We start from the raw sequence: 20,466 nt of genomic DNA on the forward strand, positions 1-20,466 counted from the left end.
GGTTCTGTCTTTTTTTTTTGAAACACAGCCCGCTTGTCTTATACTTTATTATATGAAGACCAAAAAAGAACTTATAGAATTTATTTATGGCAGTGATATCGCTCCCTCCATTGAAAAGAGGATTGATCAATTACAGGAGCAGTGGTCCGAATTGATCAATGTACCAAAGATTCCCAGGGGAAAACTTCCGCTGACATCAGATGATGTTGTGATGATCAGCTATGGAGACTCCATCAGGAAAGAGGGGATGTCTCCGCTGCAGGCTCTCAAGGAGTTTGCTGATCTTTGGCTGAAGGATATGCTGTCGGGTATTCATATCCTTCCATTTTCACCCTATACCTCGGATGACGGCTTCTCTGTAGTCGACTACAGGCAGATCAATCCTGATCTTGGCAGCTGGGATGATATAGAGGATCTGGGAGAGAAATTCAACCTTATGTTTGACCTGGTTTTAAACCACTGCAGCGCTTCAAGCGATTGGTTTAAAGGGTTTATGGCAGGTGATAAAAAATATAAAAACTATTTTCACTCTGTAGATCCATCTACAGATCTATCATCAGTATTTCGTCCAAGGGCACTGCCCCTTTTAAGTGAATTCGAAACACACAAAGGTACTGAATATATATGGACTACCTTCAGTCCCGATCAGGTGGATCTTGATTTTTCTAATCCTGATGTACTTCTGGAGTTTCTTGATATCTTTCTGCTGTATGCGGCTAAGGGAGCCCAGATTATCCGCCTGGATGCTATCGGTTTTCTCTGGAAAGAAATTGGTACCAGCTGTATGCATCATCCTAAAACCCATGCTGTCGTACAGCTCTACAGAGCCGTTCTAAATGAAGTGGCTCCTCATGTGATTCTCCTGACCGAGACCAACGTGCCTCATAAAGAGAATATATCCTATTTCGGAGACGGAAGGGATGAGGCTCATATGGTATACCAATTTACATTGCCGCCTCTCACCCTTGATGCTTTTGCACGGGAAAGTGCAGTCCATCTGACAGACTGGGCATCTTCACTGCCCGATGTTAACTCAGACCATACCTACTTCAACTTCATGTCCAGCCATGATGGAATCGGTGTTCTTCCTGCAAGAGGCTACCTCAGTGATGATGAGCTGGATAATCTGATTTCTGTTGTTAAATCAAGGGGAGGAAAGGTCTCATACAAGGCTACTCCCGATGGAGAGATTCCCTATGAGCTGAATATCAACTACAGGGATGCTGTTAATCATCCGGATTTGCCGGTTGATCTGAAAGCAATGCAGTTTCTATCCTCTCAGGCTGTCATGCTCTGTATGGCGGGTGTTCCGGGTATTTATGTTCACAGTATTCTCGGTTCGGGTAACTGGACGAAGGGTGTGGAGGAATCCGGTATCAACCGGCGTATTAACAGAGAAAAACTTGACAGCCTTACCCTTGTCAGGGAACTTGAGGAAGAGGATTCTCTCAGAAATCTGATTTATAGAGGATATAAGGATCTGCTTAAGATCAGACGCAGTCACAAGGCTTTTGATCCTTCATCACCTCAGTCGGTACTCAAGCTTGACCCCGAGGTCTTTGCTCTGATCAGAACAGCCTATGACGGCAGTGAGTCTATCCTCTGTTTGCAGAATACCTCACGCAGAAGACTTCATATGACCCTGGATGGAAGGAACTGTCCTGTTGCCCTGCCTGCTGAGTGCAGCAGTTTGACAGACGGCGGCTCAGTGATAGAAGCATCCGAGGGCAGATGGGGAATTATACTGGAACCCTACGAGGTCTGCTGGGCAGCTTTTTAAGGTTTTTTCTCATCAATCGGCACCATTACATCCAGGCATTCAGCTTCTTCACATCTAGAAATGAAGAGGCTGGATGCTTTGTCTGCTGGATAATGATTAAGAACTTCATGGAACTTTTCTCTGGCTTCTTTCAGGCGGAGAGTTTCAAAAAGTACAATTCCCTGTTCAAAAATTTCCCTTGTTTCAATTTTCTTCTCTTTTTCTGCCCTGGCAAGACCGTCCAGAATCTCCAGTACAATAATAGGATGACGTTTCCCTTTGACTACTGTTGATCCGAGTTTTCTGATTTCAAATTTGTCAGGATGTTCCAGACTATGGTACATGTCGTCACTGATAATAATGGAGGCGCCGTACTGCTTTGAAAGTTGTTCCATCCGGGAGGCTATATTTACTGTGTCGGATATAACAGTTGTTTCCATTCTGTCCATCGCTCCGATTGTACCAAGCATCAGACCCCCTGTATGAAGTCCAATTCCCAGACAGATATCAATATAACCGGCCCTGCTTCTGGCTTCATTGTATTTATGTACTGCAAGCTGCAGGTTGACCGCAGTCTGCAGGCCGCTGTCTGTGGACTGGGGAAAGAGTGCCATAATACCGTCACCGATAAATTTATCTACAAATCCGCCGCCCTCTCTGATAACCGGCACAACTTGAGAGAGAAAAGAGTTGAGGAATTTAAAGTTCTCTTCGGGTGTCATAACCTCAGACAGGGTTGTAAAAGATCGGATATCTGCAAAAAGTATAGTCATATTTCGTAATGTCTGATCACCGAGCTCTACTTCAAGAATGCTGTTTTTATTAAGATATTCGAGAAACTGAAAGGGTACAAAACGGGAGAGTGATTTATTGAAGTCCTTTAGATTGACAGTCAGATCTTCGATGGTTCTGAAGGAGTAGGCATATCTCCTTGAAAGTATCAAACTCTGACTTACTATGAAAAAGATGAATCCAAGGGGAGCTGCATAGAAAGAGTGGAAGATCTGGTTGGAATAGAGTATATCATTGATAACAGATATTAATAGAATCCCTACGGATATCAATATCATCAGTGCACCGTTTCTTTTTTGCCTCAGGGCACGTATTACAACAACGATAGAGTAGATCATTCCAAGGAAAAGGTTCAGCTCTCCTGCCAGTATAAAATGATTGGAAAACCGGACAGGAAGGGCTATAAATATAAATCCAAAAACAGAAACAATAATTGTAAATACTTTTAGAAACTTTTTGTTAAATTCAAAGGGATAGAGGCTGTAGAAATACCAGATAGCAAAAGCAGAAGCCGCAGAGAAGGGTAAAAACTCCATTCTTCTGGCAATTTCCCAGGGGAAGGTCGGAATGAGATAAGTCAGTAGCTGTTCACCTGTTGTCAGAAGCCGTAACAGAAGTACCAGACAAATCAGCCCGAAGTAAAACTCGGCCCGTTCTTCTTTACGAAAGAAATAGAGACTTAAATGATATACCGTCACAAAAGCCAAAAGACCGATAAGGAAGGCTTCAAGTATCAGTTTCTTCTGATAATAGGATGAAAGCACTTCGGGTTTTCCAATTAATAAATCCCGCCAGATACCGCTTTTTCTGTAATGATAATTACTTATCTGAAGATTGAGCTGTACCGGATCATCACCGGCATTAAAAATAACTGTTCCCGGCCTGAATGCGGGTCGCGAACTTTTTCTCTCTTTCCCCACCTCGCCGTTGGATGAGATAAGTTTTCCATTCAGATATAAATTATATGCTGATACGCTTTCAGGTACATAGAGTTCATAATCATTTCCTCTGCTGAGTCCTCTGAGTTCAAGTGAATAACTGGCAAATCCGGAAGCCGGATATTCTCCTTCTGCCGCCCAGTTTCCCGGAACTGTCATAAAGGTCTCGTCTTTATTCTCTGTCTCTGTAAGTAATTGATTCCAGTAGAAGCCCCATTCTCCCTGAAGTGAGTAGATGTCGGATCCCCGGTCGATGCCTGAAAGATCAATTGAGCCCTTTACAGCCGTAGGCAGAACTTCATCTGCGGTGAGAGAAATGAGGAAAGAAAACAGTATTCCGCTTATAAAAATAATTTTTTTTGTCATAGCTTTATGACATACTATTATAATAGTCAGTGAATATTCAATTCTATTTTTTAATGAGTCAGCCTTTCTGAGCATATTTATGACTGTTCAGCCGGGTATTTTTTGAATATAATGACAAAAAATTAAAATATGATAACGGCGGTGCAGCGGTACAAGCGGTACAGCAGTAAAATAAATCAAGCGGAGTAATGATTAATGACATTTTTTGAAAAACTGGAATCAGTCTGTAGAGAGAAAGATACACTTCTCTGTGTAGGTCTGGATCCCCGTGTGGATGCAAAGAAAGGATCAGGAAAGGCACTGAAAGCCATTGTGGAACAGAACAGACGTATCATTGAGGAAACCCTCCCATATACTGCCTGTTACAAACCTAATATCGCTTTTTATGAAGTGTACGGACCTGAGGGGCTTAAAGCCCTGAATGAAACCCTTTCTCTGATTCCCAGGGAAATTCCTGTTCTCATAGATGCCAAAAGAAATGATATTGGATCAACCGCTCAGGCCTACGCCGATTCACTGATTGATTATTACAAGGCTGATGCCGTAACCCTTTCACCATATATGGGAAGAGATGCTGTAGATCCCTTTCTGGCAAAGGGTGATCACCATGGTGTATTCCTTCTGTGCCGGACCACCAATCCCGGAGCCGGAGCCGTTCAGGATCTGCAGGTTCAGAGACCGGGAGGCGAGTTTGAAGATCTTTACATTACAATCGCCAGAGAGTGTATCAGCTGGGGTTCTCAGATCGGGCTTGTTGTTGCAGGAAATGATACGGAGGCCCTGAAAAAAGTAAGAGCCGCCTGTCCCGATACATGGTTCCTTACTCCCGGAATCGGAACTCAGGGCGGTGATATGCTGGAAGCTGTTTCAGCAGGATGCCGTGCTGACGGACTGGGAATCCTTCCTAATGTTTCAAGATCCGTAGCCGGAGCTGCAGATCCCGGAAAGGCTGCTAAAGAGTTCAGGGATAAGCTGAATGATGCCAGAGCTAAAAGGGTTTCTGTCCCCGGATTAAGTCAGAAGGATTTCCGTAAAGACAAAATTATGAAGGGACTGATCAAGACCGAGTGTTTCAGAGTGGGGGAGTTCACATTGAAATCAGGTAAGAAATCTCCCTTCTACATCGATCTGCGACGGACGTCTTCTGACGCATCTCTTCTTGCTGAAGTGGCCAGAGGATATGCCGAACTGATCAAAGATCTCAAATATGACAGAATCGCCGGTATTCCTGTGGCAGCGCTGCCCCTGGCAACCGCGGTTTCTCTAGAAGCAGGAATCCCCATGATCTATCCCCGTATGACCATGAAAGAACATGGAACGGGAAACAAAATTGAAGGTGAATATAAGAAGGGAGAGAGAGTTCTTCTTCTTGATGATCTGATCACAACCGGAAAATCCAAGGTGGAGGCCATAGAGATCCTCAGAGGCGCCGGATTGGTAGTTGAGGACCTTATTGTTCTCCTTGAGCGCGGTGTACAGGGGCGAAAGGATATGGAAGCTGCAGGAATCAATCTCTACAGCTATGCTCATGTAAAAGAGCTTCTGCAGCCCTGCCATGATCTCGGACTGATTGATGATGCCCAGCTGAAAGATATGCTGGAATATGCGGCTCAAGAATAGTTATGGATTTATTCAGAACCCTGATTGACATTCTCACTCAAAATATTTCTGTGGGGACTGTTTCTCTGCCTTTCAGTATCCTGGGTCTTGTCACCCGGGTCGCCCTTCCTTTCATAGGAATGGTTCTTGCCTATTACCTTCTTATGTGGGGAACACGTAAGATTCTCGCCCTTACAAAATTAAAGGATGAGATTTCCGGAAGGGTTCTGAAGTATGTAAAACTTTTTCTGAAGTTTCTTGTCCTGGGAGGTCTGGTTGCATCCGTAGGCAGCCTTCTGGAGAAGGAAATATATTACTGGTTCAGCCGCTTTCTGGGTGTTATGAATCAGCCGTTTTTTGTATCCGGTAACACAAGAGTTTCCGTTGTTACCCTGTTGATGCTTATTCCGGTATTTTACCTGGCTTCCTGGTCGGGCAAGTATGCACGAAGGCTTCTTGATTCCTCACTGTTTAGGCAATTCGGGATGGATGAGGCCAAGCGTTTTTCAATAGGCAGTCTTACACGCTATCTTGTAATGACAGTAGTCCTTCTCTTCGGCCTGTCTGTTGTGGGAATTGACCTTTCTGCCCTGGGGGTTCTCCTGGGTGTCCTTGGTATTGGACTTGGTTTTGGTCTGCAGAGCATTGTGGCCAACTTCTTTGCCGGTTTCATCATTATCTCAACAAGACCTATAAAAGAAGGGGATAGAGTCCTTGTAAACGGTTATGACGGTATAGTGCAGAATATCCGTTTTATCTCCACCGATATAAAAACCTTTCAGAATGAAAATATTATCATTCCAAACTCCTTCTTTGTAGATAATGCCGTACATAACTACTCCTATACTGATAGAAAGATCGTTATTGTCAATGAGGTGGGTGTTTCCTATAATTCTGATCTGGAAAGAGTGCGTGTTATACTGGAAGAGGTAAATGAGATGAATCCCTACAGACTGCAGGGGCCTGAAAATGTCGTTCGTATACTCAGTTTCGGTGATAATGGTATACAAGTTGCTCTCCGCTCACTTGTAAAGGATGTCTCCTTCAAGGCAGATTCCTTTTCCTGGACAAATATGGAAATTTGGAAGGCCTTCAAGAAAGAAGGAATTGAGATTCCCTTTCCACAGAGAGTTGTACATATTGAGTCCATGCCGGGTGTTGATAAAAAGAAGCCTGCAGATTCTAATTTCACAGCTGACGCGGTTATTAAAGAGAACCTTGAACAAGAATTTAAGATAGATAATTTACCTGATTTTGAAGTTATTGAAGAGACTTGAGCTTTATTTCTTTTTGAGAAGCATTCCCCGGTTACCCTTGAATCTGTCATCCTCAATAGTCTTGAAACCTTTAAGATGTTTTTCCAGTTGAGACATATCGGAGCTTCTGCCCATAATAAAACAAAACTTGCCGGTTCTGGTCAGTCTTAAAGCCGTAGCAGCAAGATCCTGATGCCATTTGACCTTGGGTATGGGGTCTAAATTCAGGAATACACAGCTGAACTCCTCTTCCTGGTATAAGTCTTTTAAATAAACTTCATCGGGGACTAAGGCTGATTCCACCTCACCCTCATATACTTTTGAGAGGTTGTATTCCGTAATCTTATTCTGCAGAGAATCTCTTGAGGCGATGTTGATGGATTTAAATTCGTTTGTCATTCTGCTGTTCAGCCATACGGGAAGATGACCCTGACCCGGATTCCAGAAGAGAGCCTTACCTGAAAAAGAAGTTTTATACAGAATCTCACCGGACACATGTATCCAGTAGCTGAGCTGATCAAAATCGGGAAGGTTATAAACTGTGGAGAGCTTATATTTATCCTCAATAAGTTTAAAGCGGCCTGTATGACGGATATATCTGTCAAAGTTCAGTTCTCTTGTCTCTGTTCCTGCACCGAAGTGAAAGACAGAGTGCATTTTTGTGGCTTCTGTGTGAATCACATGGGCGCCACAGGCTTTAATGGCATCAGATACCACTTCCTTCAGGCTGTCTACGATAACAACCGCTACACGCCCTTCAGGAGTAATTGTGGATGATGCCTTGAAGATAAAGTCACTGATGACATGATCTCCCGCTTTTGCGGGAATGTTGCATATAATAAGATCCTGAGAACCCGCCTCTGTATTATCCAGGAGCAGACCCGTATGAAGATCTTTTTTATGTAGGATTATCTCATTAAGAGCTGCATTATGAGCCGTAAAGCTAACAGCCAGTGCATCCCTGTCCTGAAACTTTATCTGCATTTCGGGATATTTCTTTTTAAGACAGATTCCCAATACACCCGTACCGCAGCCTGTATCTATGGCCTTTTTATATTCTCCCAGAGGAGCTTCCTTGGCCAATGATTTCAGAAGAAGCCGGGAACCGGCATCTATATCAAAGCTGCTGAATAAGCCCATGGAGAGGTCAAATTTGAGTTTCTCTCCATGGAATTGAAAGGCTACCTGTTTGTTTACAAGTTTTTGTAGGCGGGGGTCTGTCTTATATTTCATAGTTTATTAATTATTAACTCTTTCCTGATATTCTTTGGTTTCTACATTGATTCTGATTTTTTCACCCTCTTTGATGAAGATGGGAACCTTTACGGTCAAACCGGTTTCAACTTTTACATATTTGGTGGCACCCTGAACGGTGTCTCCCTTAACAGCATCCTCAGCTTCAGTAACAATAAGATCCATTTTAGGAGGGAGTTTGATATCAAGAGATTCATTTTCCCAACGGACTACCTTATAGCTTTCACCTTCTCTCAGGAAGAACTGCATCTCATCCATGGAGGCCATAGGTATTTCATACTGCTCGAAGGTATCGGCATTCATGAAATGGAAGCTTTCTCCATCAGAGTAGAGGAACTGTGAAGTTACATCTTCCACATCAATTTCTTGAATTATGTCCTGTGTTTTATGAGTTACTTTGAGAACGGCACCTGTTCTGAGGTTTTTCAGTTTCAGTCTTGCAAAGGCTGAACCCTTTCCTGGGCTGACAAATTCTCTTTCAATAACAATAAAGGGGATATCTTTTTCAAGAAGAAATGTTCCCTTGGCGATAGCGCCTGCTTTAATCTGTCCCATTATATTATCCTTTACTATATTTAATTAAGCTTGAATCAAATATTGATTCAGCTGTTTTTTGCTTCAGGGAGTATAGCATCAAGAGGAAATAAAATCACCCCCTGAATACTCTTATCTCCGATTAGGGCTGCAGTTAATCTGTCTACTCCTATAGCCGTACCGGAGCAGGAGGGGAAATCTTTCATTCCCTTCACCCAGGAACTTGAAATGCGGACAGGAACTCTGGAATTCAGACTCTTTTTCTGTCCCTCTTTTTCATAGTAGTTTCTGATTTTTTCGATATCAGTCTCTTCAGTATAACAGTTGGCAATTTCAGTACCATCCATGTACAGCTCCCAGCGGTCAGACCAGGGGCTTTCCTCAATATCTGCCGCCAGTGTGGCAAGTCTTCGGGGGTAGTTTTTAAGAACAAGAGGTCTGTCACAGGGAAGCTCAGGCTCTACAAGTGTTAAAAAGAGTTTATGGTAGAGAACCTCCCAGCCTTCATTTTCTTCAGCGGGGATACCCGCAAGCTGCAGCTGTTTCAGCAGAGTCGGGATTTCCATATTTTCTTCAAGTGAGAAGCCTGCAAATTCAATAAAAGCCTCTTCCACAGTCATCTGCCGGAAAGGGGGCCTGCATGAGTCAGGAGTTTCAGGAAGACAGATTGAAGAGATCAGAAGCTCACAGATGCGGATATTCTCATCTGCTGTGATGCCGGTTTTATACCATTCCAACATGGTAAATTCAGGATTATGCACAGGACTGATCTGCTCATTATTTCTGAAGCTCTTGCAGATCTGGAATATATCGCCTGAGCCCTGAGCCAGAAGCTGTTTCATCCATATTTCGGGAGATGGTGTCAGATAGAGGGGGATATCATCTCTGTATGGACTGATAAGAGATGCTTTGAAATTCTCAATGGATGATTCCGGGATAAGATGGGGTGAAAGGAGGGGAGTGTCCACTTCAAGGAAATCGCTCTCAAAAAAGAAGTTTCTGATCCTGTTTATCAGAACAGCTCTTTTTTTAATTTTATCAATTGAAAGGTTCATCCTGATCCCCTGTATTTTAATCTTAATCCTTTTGGAAGCCAAAGATAACATAATTATGAGTAATAAAAAAAAGCCGTCCATTCAGACGGCTTTTTTTATTAACGTCAGCTATTAAGCTTCAGTGATACACTCAGTGGGACATACATCCGCACAAGCACCGCAGCTGGTACACAGATCAGCGTCGATAAATCTTGCATCATCTTTTTCACTGATTGCGTCTACGGGACATTCGCCTTCACAGGCTGCGCAGTTAACACAGTCATCTGCTGCAATTACATAGGCCATGGGAATCCTCCATAACAGTTTTATTAGGTACAAAATAGCGTATAAAGCAGGGAGAATCAATAATCTATGAGGATTTGCTTACCTTTTTTTCATAAGTATCTGTGAAATACCTGCTTCTTCAAAGATTTCACCCTTCTCAGCATCCCGGCTTCATTGAGGCTCAATGATTCCAATGGCTCCTTTTGTCATGTTTTTAGAATAATCTTTTATCCGGTCGATTAAATATTGAATAGATTGACGGAAGTGATGGCCTGTAATATCTTTATGTATCTAATAGTATATATACACTAGTAGATAATTTGTCTATTATCCGTAGCTGAATTGGACCCTGAAGTCCACTTGATATCAGTATGCAAAAGATCGTTTTTGAGGAGAGATATATGATGGAACCGACAATAATGAAACAGCTGCAGAAAATTGTGCAGAAATTTCCAAATGCAACAGCACAGCTCAGTAAGGATAAGGATGGTGTTTATCAGCCGACAATCTATACTCAGTTATATAAGGAAGCTCAGTACTGTGCTGCCGGATTCCAGTCAATCGGAATTAAAAGGGGAGATACAGTAGGTATCATCGCAGATAACAGGAAAGAGTGGCTTATCTGTGATCTTGGTCTTCTTTCTCTCGGTGCCAATGATGCACCCCGGGGCTGTGACATCAATTCAAAAATACTGGCACATATCATCAGTATCCCTTCCTGTGAAACAACTGTTCTTGAAAATTCACTGCAGTTGGAAAAACTTCTTGAAGTACAGGCTGATCTTCCTGCTTTGAAACAAATTGTAATGATTGAAGAGGCCGATGCTGAAACTGCAGCTAAAGCTGAAAAATATAAGATAATCAATTTTTCAGACCTTATGAAAAAGGGTGAGGAGCTCCTTGCCGTAGATTCTGATCTGATTGAGAAAGAGATAGCACAGGGAAGTGAAGAGGATATTGCAACTATTATCTTTACCTCCGGTACCACCGGTATTCCCAAGGGTGTCATGCTGAGTAACAGAAGTTATATCTATCAGGCCACAGCAATGCTGGATTCAATTCCTGTTTCTGAAACTGATACATGGCTCACAATTCTGCCGGTTTGGCACTCTTTTGAGAGAATTATCCAGTATGTTTCATGTCTGAACGGAGCCTGTCTTGCTTATTCAAAACCAATAGGTAAAACACTCCTGATGGATCTTCAGGAGGTTCAGCCTACACTGATGACAGCAGTACCCCGACTCTGGGAAGCTCTTTATGCAGGTATCATCAGGAATATTAAAGCAAAGGGTGACAAAGTAGAGAATATGTTCCACTTCTTTGTTAAGAAATCGGTTGCAGATGAGCATTTTTGCTGTCTGCTGCAGGATCGATATCCTAATTATACCGGTAATGCCGGAGCAATTAAAAAGATTGGCGCTGCATTCGGTCGTATTCATACTGCACCTCTCCGTTATGCAGGTGATAAAATCCTTTTTTCAAAAGTTGTTAAAAAAATGTTTCCGGCCCTCAGAGCAGGTATCTCTGGAGGCGGTGCTCTGCAGAGAGATGTTGATAATTTCTTTGCAGCCATCGGGGTTAAGATCCTTGAAGGATACGGTCTGACAGAGTCAGGACCTGTTATCTCTGTAAGAAAAGAATCACATCCTGTTGTAAATACAGTTGGACCCGCTTTTATCGGAACTCAGATCAAGGCACTGGATGCAGAGGGTAAGGAAGTTAAAACAGGAGAGCGAGGTGTTCTTCATGTTAAAGGTCCGCAGGTTATGGAAGGCTATTACGGAAATCAGGAACTTACAAATTCTGTACTTACAAAAGACGGCTGGCTTGATACCGGTGATATTGCTGTAATTTCACGTGATAATGAAATCTCTCTTGTAGGACGTGCAAAAGATACTATCGTTCTGCTGGGTGGAGAAAATGTTGAGCCTGTTCCCCTTGAGTCCAAGATGAAGGAATCACCATATATTGATAATGTGGTTGTTATCGGACAGGATAGGAAATTTCTTTCTGCGCTGATTGTTCCTGACTTTGATACTCTGGAAGAGTATGCAAAGAAATATAATGTAATGTATGAGAATAGAACTCTTATGGGAGAGGCTCCTGAGCTGAAGGAACTTATAAATCAGGAAATTGCCGACCTTGTCTCTCCTGCAACCGGTTTTTCAAGTTTTGAGAGAATCTATCAGTTCTCTATTCTTCAGAATCATTTTGAAGTGGGCCGGGAGCTGTCTGCAAAGATGGAACTCCTGAGACCTACGATTTATGAATTATACAATAAAGAAATGGATGAACTGCTAAATCGTTGATGTTACATAAGGGGGCCATATGGTCCCCTTATTTTTTTTCTGCCCTAAGGCTTCGGGTATGAAAAATACCAGTACAATATTTGCTTTTTTGTAGTAGAATTAATTAGGCATTGACCTTAAGGAGAACCTTTATGAAATCTGTAGCGGTAATTCTGGCAGATGGTCTTGAGGAAGTTGAGGCCATCACTCCCATTGATTTTTTGAGAAGAGCGGGGATAGATGTAACAACTGTAGCCCTCAAAGAGAGACTCATCGAGGGCTCTCACGGTGTCCATCTCAAGGCGGATGTTCTTCTGAATGATTTTCCAGAAGAAGCTGATGCCATTCTCATCCCCGGAGGCATGCCCGGCTCAGCCCATATTGCAGCAGATCCGACCGTAATTGATCTAGTTAAAAAATTTCATGACCAGGGTAAACTGGTTGCCGCTATCTGCGCAGCTCCTTCACTTGTATTAGGTGCTGCGGGCATACTGAAAGATAAACGATATACCTGTTATCCGGGATTTGAAGACAAAGCCGGTCCTTATGGAATATATAGCACTGACCGTGTTGTCTGTGATAAAAATGTAATAACAGGCTGCGGTGTCGGTGGTGCTGCCGAATTTTCAAGAGAGATAATTGCATATCTTATTGGAGATGAGAAAGCGGACACCATAATGAGAGCGACACTGCAGGCCGGATATTAACTAAAGGGAATTTAATGAAAGACATTACAATTATCTCAGAGGGACATCTGATTGATTCAGGTATTCTTTCTGATATGCTGAACCTGATAACAGATGAAAATTTGGACTACCGGATAGAAAAAATTGACATCGGAAAAATAGTTAATGAGACATCCCGGGTCGAAATCAAAATTTTCGGAGAAGATACTGAATCACTGGATCAGATACTACCCAAGCTGACAGCTATCGGAGCCTATGAAAAGGGTGCCGTGAATGCTCATTTTGAAATTTCCAACAAGGATGCCCATGCTCCCGAGGGATTCTACTCCTCCACAAATCACCGTACTGAAGTTTATGAGGACAATTCCTGGAATAAGGTCTCTCAGCAGAGAATGGATGCTGTGATTGTTAAAAAAGAGAGTCGTTATATCTGTACAAAAATCAGGGATATCAAGAAAGGGGATGCCATACTCTGTGGAAGTGAATCTATCCGTGTTTATCCCCCTGCAGCAGAAAAGAAGGATGACGGCTTTGCCTTTATGACTAATGAGGTCTCTTCCGAGCGCAGCTATGATGTTGCCGTTGATACCATTGCTGCAGAGTTAAAGCATATAAAATCAAAGGGCGGCAAGACAGTTGTTGTCTGCGGTCCTGTTGTCATACATACAGGGGGTGCGCCGGCTCTGGCAGCCCTTATCCGAGAAGGATATCTACAGGGATTCCTCGGCGGGAATGCTGTTGCTGTTCATGACCTGGAGACCTATTATTACGGAACATCTCTGGGTGTTGACATGAAGAGCGGCAAGCCCACACATGGTGGTCATAATCACCATATGAGGGCGATCAACAGAATCAATGGCTACGGCTCAATCAAAGAGGCCATTGATGCCGGAGATCTGAATGACGGTCTTATGTATCAGGTAATCAAGTCCGATATTCCCTATTGTCTTGCTGGTTCCATTCGGGATGACGGTCCTCTTCCTGAGACTGTGAATGACATGATTGAGGCTCAGGCACAGTATTCAGAAATCATCAAGGATACGGATATGATTCTGATGCTCAGCTCAATGCTTCATTCCATCGGTACCGGCAATATGACACCTTCCTGGGTCAAGACTGTATGTATTGATATTAATCCTGCGGTTGTTACAAAGCTGGCAGACAGAGGAACAGGCCAGGCAGTGGGCATTGTAAGTGATGTGGGCCTTTTTCTTATTGCTCTTGCAGGGAGACTGGGACTGGATTTTTAAATCAATTCAGTCGGTGACTGTAACCGGACATAAAAAAAAGCAGAGCATTCAGGAAAATCCCCGGGCTCTGCTTTTTTATTTGCATATCTAAAATCAGCGGCCTTATTGAATCCATTGATTCAGTTTCGGCCGCCGTTCCTACTTAGATTTATGCTTCGACAATAACATCTTTCAGTGCAGGATTCTTTTTGATATTACCGGGAAGAGCTCTTTCTCTTGCCTTGTTCTTATACTCTTTGCTCTGGAAGTAGTATGTATAGTTTTCATGTACATCGTAGCTTCCGTTCATGAGTGCAAAAGTGTCTTCAGTCATGACAAGTTCTTCATCTGTGGGAATTACAAAAACCTTTACAGGAGAATTATCTGCTGAAATACAGGTTTCACAGTTTCTGGAAATAGACGCAAGGTTCTTTTTCTCATCAATTATGATTCCCATGTTTTCAAGGCCCATGAGAGATTTCGCTCTGTAGCTGGGGTTCATCTCTCCCACACCGGCTGTGAACACAATTGCATCAACACGGCCGATGGCTGCATAGTAGGAACCTATGTATTTCTTGATTCTGTAGGCTTCCATATCCTGAGCCAGGGTACAGATGATATCACCTTTATCTACTCCGGCCTGAACATCTCTTCTGTCTACAAATTCTTTTGTAATTCCCAGTACACCGCTCTTCTTGTTAAGAGTGGCGTCCATCTCTTTTGTATCCATCCCTTTTTCGTTCATCATATAGGTAACGATGGCAGGATCGATGTCACCGCTTCTTGTTCCCATCATGAGACCTTCCAGAGGAGTCATACCCATGGATGTATCATATCCCTTACCGTCTTTAACGGCACACATGGATGCACCGTTTCCGATATGGGCAATGATTACATTGGTTTCAGAAGCTTTTTTACCCATGAGAACGGCAGCTCTCTTGGCTGTATAAAGGTAGGACGTTCCGTGAAATCCATAACGTCGGACATTGTTTTTTTCATACCAGTCATAAGGAAGGGCGTACATAAAGGAGAGGGAAGGCATGGTCTGATGCCATGCTGTATCCATAATTGCACAATGAGGAACATTGGGAAGAGCCAGCATAGCTCCTCTGATACCAAGAATATTTGCCGGATTGTGAAGGGGAGCAAGATGGTTAAGCTCTTCGAAAGCCTTCAGTACTGATTCATCAACAATCACTGATTTTTTAAAAGCTTCTCCGCCGTGAACGACTCTGTGACCTACAGCTTTAATTTCAGACATATCGCTGATACATCCGGCATCTTTGTCAAGAATGGTACTGATAATCCACTCTACGGCTTCTTTATGTGTGGGACATGCTTTTTTCTCTTCGAATTCGGGTTTTCCCAGGGGGCTGTGCTCTATGTTTGAGAGACTTTCACCGATTCTCTCGACCATTCCTACACCCAGGACTTCTTTCTTTTCCCAGTCATATACCTGAAATTTTGCGGAAGAACTTCCGCAATTCAGTGTTAAAATAACCATATTTTCCTCCAGAACTGTTTAAACATCTTGATACTGATATAGATAATACCTTTTCAAGGTTAAAATTGAATTTTTATATAATTGTACCTGTAGGAATGGAAAATGCAATAGACAACAGAAAAACTATCTCCAAAACAGTATAAAATTATCTAAATAAATCTTTTAAAACGTTTGCAGCACTGAAAAAATACATTGAAAAAAAAGTTTGTTCATTGGCGGAAACAAGTGTATAATATCGCTGTGACAGAAGAATATCCCGAATTGACAGAAGCAGAAGCCTTCACATTTAAGGGTGAAGGAAATGAAACAATCCATGCCCTGAAGTGGCTACCACCCAAAAACGACACAAAAGCTCTTATCATCATAAACCATGGTATGGCTGAGCATATTGAACGTTACTCACGTTTTGCATCCTATCTGGTTTCAAAGGGTTTTGCTGTATACGGTGAAGATCATAGAGGTCATGGCTTAACTGCGGGCAGTGAAGAGAATACCGGATATTTTGCTGATGAACAGGGCTGGATAAAAGTAATTGGAGATATACGTTCTCTCTACCTTTTGGCCTCAAAAGAACAGAAAAGCGTTCCTGTATTCTTTTTCGGTCACTCCATGGGTTCTTTCCTGACACGCCACTATCTGAGCCTCTATGGTTCTGAACTGGCTGGAGCAGTTCTTTCAGGAACAGGTTCGCATCCTTCAGCATTGCTGACAATTGCCGGTACTATGGCAAAAATAGAATCATCTCTGAAGGGACGGAAACATAGAAGCAAAATGCTTGATACAATGAGCTTTGGTGCCTATAACAAACCTTTTGCTCAGGAAAACCAGACCGGTTTTGAATGGCTGTCAAGGGATAGTAAAGAAGTTCAGAAGTATGTTGAAGATCCATATTGCGGTTTTATCAGTAAAAGCGGCATGTATGCAGATCTGTTTAAAGGTCTTCAGATTATTAATCACCCCGACTGTTTTAAAGCAACAGATTCGAAGCTTCCCCTTCTTTTGTATTCAGGGAAATCTGATCCCGTGGGCGGAGAGCAGGGAAAAGGCGTGAAAACTGTTGCTGATTCCTACAGAAAGGCCGGTGTTGAAGATCTGACACTGATACTTAAAGATGATTTAAGACACGAATGCCTGAACGAGTTGGACCGGGATAAGGTCTTTGAAGAAATATATGATTGGTTGGCGGCCCGGATAACGGGCCCATAAGGTAAATAAAAGGAGATTATGAGTATCCTAATCAGATACTCATAGTAAAAAGGAGCTAGAGGTTGTCACCAAATGGAGGCAGCCTCTTTTTTTATCTTCCTTTGAAGTACCAGGCACAGTGGACAGCTATCATATATATGCTTGTGTTTGTATTGCTGCTCTTGATGCTGCCAGGTTCTCTCTACTCCGAGCAGATCGTAAGAACCGATCTTAATCTGCAGGAGGGGATCTCTCTATTCTACAGAGTTGAAGACAACGCGGCTCTTGCCGAGATAAGGCTGCTATGCAGCAGGGAGGGAGAGTTTCTCCCCTCCCGTTTTATCCTCGAAACAGAAAGGCTCCTGTTCGGCTCCTTCCAGGCGGCAGGGATGTGGAAGTTTATCTCTATGGATTCTCTTGTCAGCTCTGCTTCTCTGAAAGATGCACCGGGCCTGAACCCGGATAGAAGTTCTAAGAATGCTCTTGAGAATCCCGCTGCGGCATATCTGCTTCCCGGTAGAGGCGGTGTTATGATGCTCAGTGGGGAAGACAGTATACAGTCAGCCCTATGGGTAAAATTTAAACCTGGAAATTATACGGAAGTGAATACGGGGGTATCCCTTGTACTGCCTGACCCGGAACCCGAAGATTCCAGTCATGAAGAGTGGTTTGGGGATTCAGGAAAAGGACAGAACAGTCCTCTGTACCACTCGGTCACAGAGTTCATTACAGAAAGAGCAAGAACTACCTACAGAATCTCAGCAGCTGTCTCAGCAGCATCCATGAGGGTTCCAGGCTGTTCAATACTCCCGGTTTTCACTTACTACGGTGAATTCTGGGATTTCAACAGTCGATTCTGGTACAACAGTCCCGGCTGGTTGAACAATAAGCTTGAAAGGGCTGACTCTCAGTTTTACTGGGAGAATGTATATACCATGAAACTGAATAATGGGCTTCAGACTCTGTTCAAATGGTTTACGGCTACTGATTATCAGGAAGGAAATCTTCCGATTCATGGACTTCAGTGCAGAGGAGAGATGCTGTTTTCTTCCTGTCCCTTTCTCATTGAATATAAGCTTCTGCCGCCGGACAAGTCTTCTGAAATAAATCATTTTTACAGGATCAGGACAGGGTGGAATGGAAGAGTGTGGAGCACCAGAGGGGAGGCATCAATAACCCATGACAGGGAGAGGATTCAGGAATGGAAAGTCTCTGCTGAGCTGAAGAGGGCTCCCCGGAGCGGACGATACAGCCGATTTCGATGTTCCTTCAAGGCTGAACCAGGCGTTCTGAGCATTTCACCCGGGATGGAGGAATCATTTTCTCTGGGAGCTTTCCGTTTCAAGGTCTCTGGTGGATATTTGTTTGAACTGCCTGATGCAGCCTATTATGATCCTGAGTCTCTCAATCTTTCGATTGCAGTGGAATGGAAGAAAAACTGATATTATTCAGGACGCAGGGTTTTGTTCAGTACGGCAGTAAGAGAATCTCTGCCGAATGAATCCTGGCCGATCTCCCATACAAAAAAACCGTTGATTCCGAGGTTTACACCCATTTCAGCCTTTTTCCTTACAGTGTCCATCCCGTTGAAGTAGTAGCCGTCAGCTTCATCATCCTGGGGCAGTACTTCATTCTGAAAGACTATCTCTCTGTAGGATTGTGCTTTTTTCCAGTAATCAGGCGAGTAGCCGTCAAAAATTCTGCCGTAAAAAGGAATCCCCATCAGCAATTTTTCATAGGGAATGTCGTAGCGGGCCGCCATATACTCCAGGGCTTCCCGAGTACTTTCTGCCGTACTGTGGCGACCATAAAAATCATAGCTCATCAGATGAATTTCATCAGGCAGGCTGTAGGTTTCGGGGATAAGAGAACGGAAGCGGCTGACAGCAATAGTCAGTTTGGTTTCCTGTTCATCACATAGTGTCCTCAGCTCTTTTAGAAATTCAAGATAGAATTCCTTTTCAAGTTCATTTCTCGGGAACTCCCAGTCCAGGTCCAGGCCGGAAATAGAATAATCCTTAATCATTCTCTTCAGTTCTTTGTAGAGATAATCCTTTTTGATTTCATCCCGCAGGACAGGGATAAATTCACTGGAAGATCCGCTGATACACAGAGACAGCTTAGTATCTGAATTCTTGAGAATGCGCTGCAGGTAACGAAGATCGCCTTCCTGACTGCTATTTAGAAGTTCATTTGGAAATCCCTCCATATCCATGGAGAAATAGAGGATCTCATCATAATGGGTCAGAATCTTTTCACCTCTTGAATAATCATAAGAAGGGGGGAGGCCCCGTGTATAGGAGGCATCCGGACTCTGTGCATAGGGATGCATGCTGTACCAGGCTGTATTTTCATTAAGATCATGATTAAAAAACTGATGCATCCTATAGGAGGGCAGATAGGCCTTCATTCTGGGGCTGTCAGTTATGGAAGAATTATCAGATGCAACCGCAGATACAGCAGTAAACAGTATAAGTGTAAGAATAAGGCCCTTGAGATACTTCATTAATAATATTCCTCCGCATTCGGATGCATTATAGTACGTCCATTCTTTTCAGGTAAAGCCGTTCTTCCCGATTTACAAAACCCTCAATTTTTCCCATACTTGCAGGCACATTCACAGTCAGGAGAACCCGTTGAATATTCAGATTATCGGCATTAAAAAATGTCAGAGCACCAGGAAAGCCGAACGTTTTTTTAAAGAGAGGGGTTTTAAGTTTCAGAAACTGGATCTTGCTGAAAAAGGCATCAGCCCGGGTGAGCTTAGAAATATACTTGCCAGGGTTTCCGTAGATGATCTGATTGACAGTGGATCAAAGCTGTACAAACAGAAATTTGCCTATATGGATTTTGATCCTATGGAGGAGATTCCTGCCCACCCTGAACTGATCAGGACTCCTGTTATCCGTTGTGACGGAAAAGTCAGCATCGGTTATGATCCGGAAACATGGAAGAAATGGATTGAAGGCTGATAAAACCAGATTTGCCATATTGGGCAGCGGATCTGCTGCCAACGGCTTTATCTTTGAACATAATGGATTTTCAATTCTTATCGATAATGGATATACCCTTACAGAATTCCGCAGGCGTATGAAGCAGCTGGATTTTGAGGAGTCGGGAATATCTTTTATATTTCTGACTCATCACCACAGTGACCATTTTAAGGGTGTTGAGGCCCTGTCACATGCCTTGAATGTTCCGGTTGTCACCCATGGGGGTATGCCCCTTGAAAAACATTGTAAAAAACAGGGACTTCAGCGGCTTGATATCCTTCCGGGTAAAGATTATTCCTTTAAAGGTCTTGAATTCCGCTGTTTTGAAACCTCCCATGATGCTCACAGTTCCATCGGGTTTCATTTTTCATTGGGTGGTCAGGTATTCACTCTCATTACAGATACGGGTGTCATCTCTCAGGAGATGGCTGATCTGGCAGCGAAGTCAGATTACCTCTTTCTTGAATCCAACTATTCTCCGGAGATGCTGCATAACGGTCCCTATCCTGAATTCCTTAAAAAAAGGATACTTTCGAATAAAGGACATCTCTCAAATCTGGATGCCGCTGTTTTTATGTCTAAACTGTCAGATGCTGATAATCCAAGACTGAAAAAAATATTTCTCTGTCATTTATCAGAAAAAAATAATACTGTTGAAAAAGTAAAAGAAGAAGTCGGGCGCATCTACAGTGGTTCCATTCCCTATGGGATCTGTCAGAGGAATGACTGTCTGAGTCAGGATAAGCTGATTCGGAGTGCCTAGT

General features: G+C 43.0%; 17 protein-coding genes. 10 read left to right on the forward strand and 7 right to left on the reverse strand.

Annotated features, from left to right (window positions below; translation table 11 throughout):
• The first annotated feature begins 52 nt into the window (after positions 1 to 52).
• Positions 53 to 1,780 carry a sugar phosphorylase gene (locus tag DV872_RS02625; protein ID WP_114628291.1) on the forward strand — a complete coding sequence of 576 codons (1,728 nt, stop codon included), beginning with the start codon at positions 53 to 55 and terminating at the stop codon, positions 1,778 to 1,780.
• On the opposite strand, the gene DV872_RS02630 is transcribed toward DV872_RS02625, so the two are convergent.
• Positions 1,777 to 3,855, reverse strand: a complete 2,079-nt coding sequence (locus tag DV872_RS02630; RefSeq protein WP_158546797.1) for an adenylate/guanylate cyclase domain-containing protein — start codon at positions 3,853 to 3,855, stop codon at positions 1,777 to 1,779. The genes DV872_RS02625 and DV872_RS02630 overlap by 4 nt on opposite strands.
• A gap of 195 nt (positions 3,856 to 4,050) precedes the next feature.
• Between DV872_RS02630 and pyrF the strand changes: the two genes are divergently transcribed.
• A complete protein-coding gene (gene pyrF, locus DV872_RS02635) occupies positions 4,051 to 5,475 on the forward strand; it encodes an orotidine-5'-phosphate decarboxylase (protein WP_114628293.1) in 1,425 nt (474 codons plus the stop codon).
• A gap of 2 nt (positions 5,476 to 5,477) precedes the next feature.
• The gene (locus tag DV872_RS02640) at positions 5,478 to 6,731 is read left to right on the forward strand and encodes a mechanosensitive ion channel family protein (RefSeq protein WP_114628294.1); all 1,254 of its coding nucleotides are present in this window, start codon (positions 5,478 to 5,480) and stop codon (positions 6,729 to 6,731) included.
• Between the two features lie 3 nt (positions 6,732 to 6,734).
• On the opposite strand, the gene DV872_RS02645 is transcribed toward DV872_RS02640, so the two are convergent.
• The 4 genes from DV872_RS02645 to DV872_RS02660 all read right to left on the reverse strand — a co-directional run bounded on the left by DV872_RS02645 (position 6,735) and on the right by DV872_RS02660 (position 9,838).
• Positions 6,735 to 7,943, reverse strand: a complete 1,209-nt coding sequence (locus DV872_RS02645; protein WP_114628295.1) for a methyltransferase — start codon at positions 7,941 to 7,943, stop codon at positions 6,735 to 6,737.
• Between the two features lie 6 nt (positions 7,944 to 7,949).
• On the reverse strand, positions 7,950 to 8,519 hold the full coding sequence (efp, locus tag DV872_RS02650) for an elongation factor P (protein WP_114628296.1): 570 nt from the start codon (positions 8,517 to 8,519) through the stop codon (positions 7,950 to 7,952).
• A gap of 47 nt (positions 8,520 to 8,566) precedes the next feature.
• Positions 8,567 to 9,553, reverse strand: coding sequence for an amino acid--tRNA ligase-related protein (locus DV872_RS02655; RefSeq protein ID WP_114628297.1), 987 nt, complete (start codon positions 9,551 to 9,553; stop codon positions 8,567 to 8,569).
• Between the two features lie 111 nt (positions 9,554 to 9,664).
• On the reverse strand, positions 9,665 to 9,838 hold the full coding sequence (locus DV872_RS02660) for a 4Fe-4S binding protein (RefSeq protein ID WP_114628298.1): 174 nt from the start codon (positions 9,836 to 9,838) through the stop codon (positions 9,665 to 9,667).
• Between the two features lie 380 nt (positions 9,839 to 10,218).
• On the opposite strand from DV872_RS02660, the gene DV872_RS02665 reads away from it, so the two are divergent.
• The 3 genes from DV872_RS02665 (at position 10,219) to DV872_RS02675 (ending at position 14,041) form a co-directional block, all read left to right on the forward strand.
• Complete coding sequence (locus DV872_RS02665) at positions 10,219 to 12,126, forward strand: long-chain fatty acid--CoA ligase (RefSeq protein ID WP_158546798.1); 1,908 nt, start codon at positions 10,219 to 10,221, stop codon at positions 12,124 to 12,126.
• Positions 12,127 to 12,257: 131 nt separating this feature from the next.
• Positions 12,258 to 12,812: a DJ-1 family glyoxalase III gene (locus tag DV872_RS02670; protein ID WP_114628300.1), complete on the forward strand. Its 555-nt coding sequence runs from the start codon at positions 12,258 to 12,260 to the stop codon at positions 12,810 to 12,812.
• A 14-nt stretch (positions 12,813 to 12,826) separates the two neighbouring features.
• Positions 12,827 to 14,041 carry a TIGR00300 family protein gene (locus tag DV872_RS02675; RefSeq protein ID WP_114628301.1) on the forward strand — a complete coding sequence of 405 codons (1,215 nt, stop codon included), beginning with the start codon at positions 12,827 to 12,829 and terminating at the stop codon, positions 14,039 to 14,041.
• Between the two features lie 148 nt (positions 14,042 to 14,189).
• Here the strand turns inward: DV872_RS02675 and DV872_RS02680 are convergent, their stop codons facing one another.
• Positions 14,190 to 15,524 (reverse strand): acetate kinase, encoded by a 1,335-nt coding sequence (locus DV872_RS02680; protein ID WP_114628302.1) that lies wholly within the window; start codon positions 15,522 to 15,524, stop codon positions 14,190 to 14,192.
• Positions 15,525 to 15,764: 240 nt separating this feature from the next.
• On the opposite strand from DV872_RS02680, the gene DV872_RS02685 reads away from it, so the two are divergent.
• Together DV872_RS02685 and DV872_RS02690 are read left to right on the forward strand one after the other, a co-directional pair.
• The gene (locus tag DV872_RS02685; RefSeq protein ID WP_147283088.1) at positions 15,765 to 16,730 is read left to right on the forward strand and encodes an alpha/beta fold hydrolase; all 966 of its coding nucleotides are present in this window, start codon (positions 15,765 to 15,767) and stop codon (positions 16,728 to 16,730) included.
• Positions 16,731 to 16,792: 62 nt separating this feature from the next.
• Positions 16,793 to 18,151, forward strand: coding sequence for a hypothetical protein (locus DV872_RS02690; RefSeq protein WP_114628304.1), 1,359 nt, complete (start codon positions 16,793 to 16,795; stop codon positions 18,149 to 18,151).
• 2 nt (positions 18,152 to 18,153) lie between these two features.
• Here DV872_RS02690 and DV872_RS02695 read toward each other — a convergent pair whose 3' ends face one another.
• A complete protein-coding gene (locus tag DV872_RS02695; protein WP_114628305.1) occupies positions 18,154 to 19,215 on the reverse strand; it encodes a glycoside hydrolase family 18 protein in 1,062 nt (353 codons plus the stop codon).
• Between the two features lie 130 nt (positions 19,216 to 19,345).
• Between DV872_RS02695 and DV872_RS02700 the strand changes: the two genes are divergently transcribed.
• Positions 19,346 to 19,681: an arsenate reductase family protein gene (locus DV872_RS02700; protein ID WP_114628306.1), complete on the forward strand. Its 336-nt coding sequence runs from the start codon at positions 19,346 to 19,348 to the stop codon at positions 19,679 to 19,681.
• On the forward strand, positions 19,671 to 20,465 hold the full coding sequence (locus DV872_RS02705; protein ID WP_158546799.1) for an MBL fold metallo-hydrolase: 795 nt from the start codon (positions 19,671 to 19,673) through the stop codon (positions 20,463 to 20,465). The genes DV872_RS02700 and DV872_RS02705 overlap by 11 nt, the downstream gene beginning before the upstream one ends.
• Position 20,466: the final 1 nt, after the last annotated feature.

This window comes from Oceanispirochaeta sp. M1 (genome assembly GCF_003346715.1).
In the GTDB taxonomy this organism is placed as follows: Bacteria; Spirochaetota; Spirochaetia; order DSM-2461; family DSM-2461; genus Oceanispirochaeta.

Excerpts from the sequence above, each read along its gene's own strand:
- DV872_RS02625 (WP_114628291.1), top strand. The coding sequence starts at position 53 with ATGAAGACCAAAAAAGAACTTATAGAATTTATTTATGGCAGTGATATC.
- DV872_RS02630 (WP_158546797.1), bottom strand. The coding sequence starts at position 3,855 with ATGACAAAAAAAATTATTTTTATAAGCGGAATACTGTTTTCTTTCCTC.
- pyrF (WP_114628293.1), top strand. The coding sequence starts at position 4,051 with ATGACATTTTTTGAAAAACTGGAATCAGTCTGTAGAGAGAAAGATACA.
- DV872_RS02640 (WP_114628294.1), top strand. The coding sequence starts at position 5,478 with ATGGATTTATTCAGAACCCTGATTGACATTCTCACTCAAAATATTTCT.
- DV872_RS02645 (WP_114628295.1), bottom strand. The coding sequence starts at position 7,943 with ATGAAATATAAGACAGACCCCCGCCTACAAAAACTTGTAAACAAACAG.
- efp (WP_114628296.1), bottom strand. The coding sequence starts at position 8,519 with ATGGGACAGATTAAAGCAGGCGCTATCGCCAAGGGAACATTTCTTCTT.
- DV872_RS02655 (WP_114628297.1), bottom strand. The coding sequence starts at position 9,553 with ATGAACCTTTCAATTGATAAAATTAAAAAAAGAGCTGTTCTGATAAAC.
- DV872_RS02660 (WP_114628298.1), bottom strand. The coding sequence starts at position 9,838 with ATGGCCTATGTAATTGCAGCAGATGACTGTGTTAACTGCGCAGCCTGT.
- DV872_RS02665 (WP_158546798.1), top strand. The coding sequence starts at position 10,219 with ATGATGGAACCGACAATAATGAAACAGCTGCAGAAAATTGTGCAGAAA.
- DV872_RS02670 (WP_114628300.1), top strand. The coding sequence starts at position 12,258 with ATGAAATCTGTAGCGGTAATTCTGGCAGATGGTCTTGAGGAAGTTGAG.
- DV872_RS02675 (WP_114628301.1), top strand. The coding sequence starts at position 12,827 with ATGAAAGACATTACAATTATCTCAGAGGGACATCTGATTGATTCAGGT.
- DV872_RS02680 (WP_114628302.1), bottom strand. The coding sequence starts at position 15,524 with ATGGTTATTTTAACACTGAATTGCGGAAGTTCTTCCGCAAAATTTCAG.
- DV872_RS02695 (WP_114628305.1), bottom strand. The coding sequence starts at position 19,215 with ATGAAGTATCTCAAGGGCCTTATTCTTACACTTATACTGTTTACTGCT.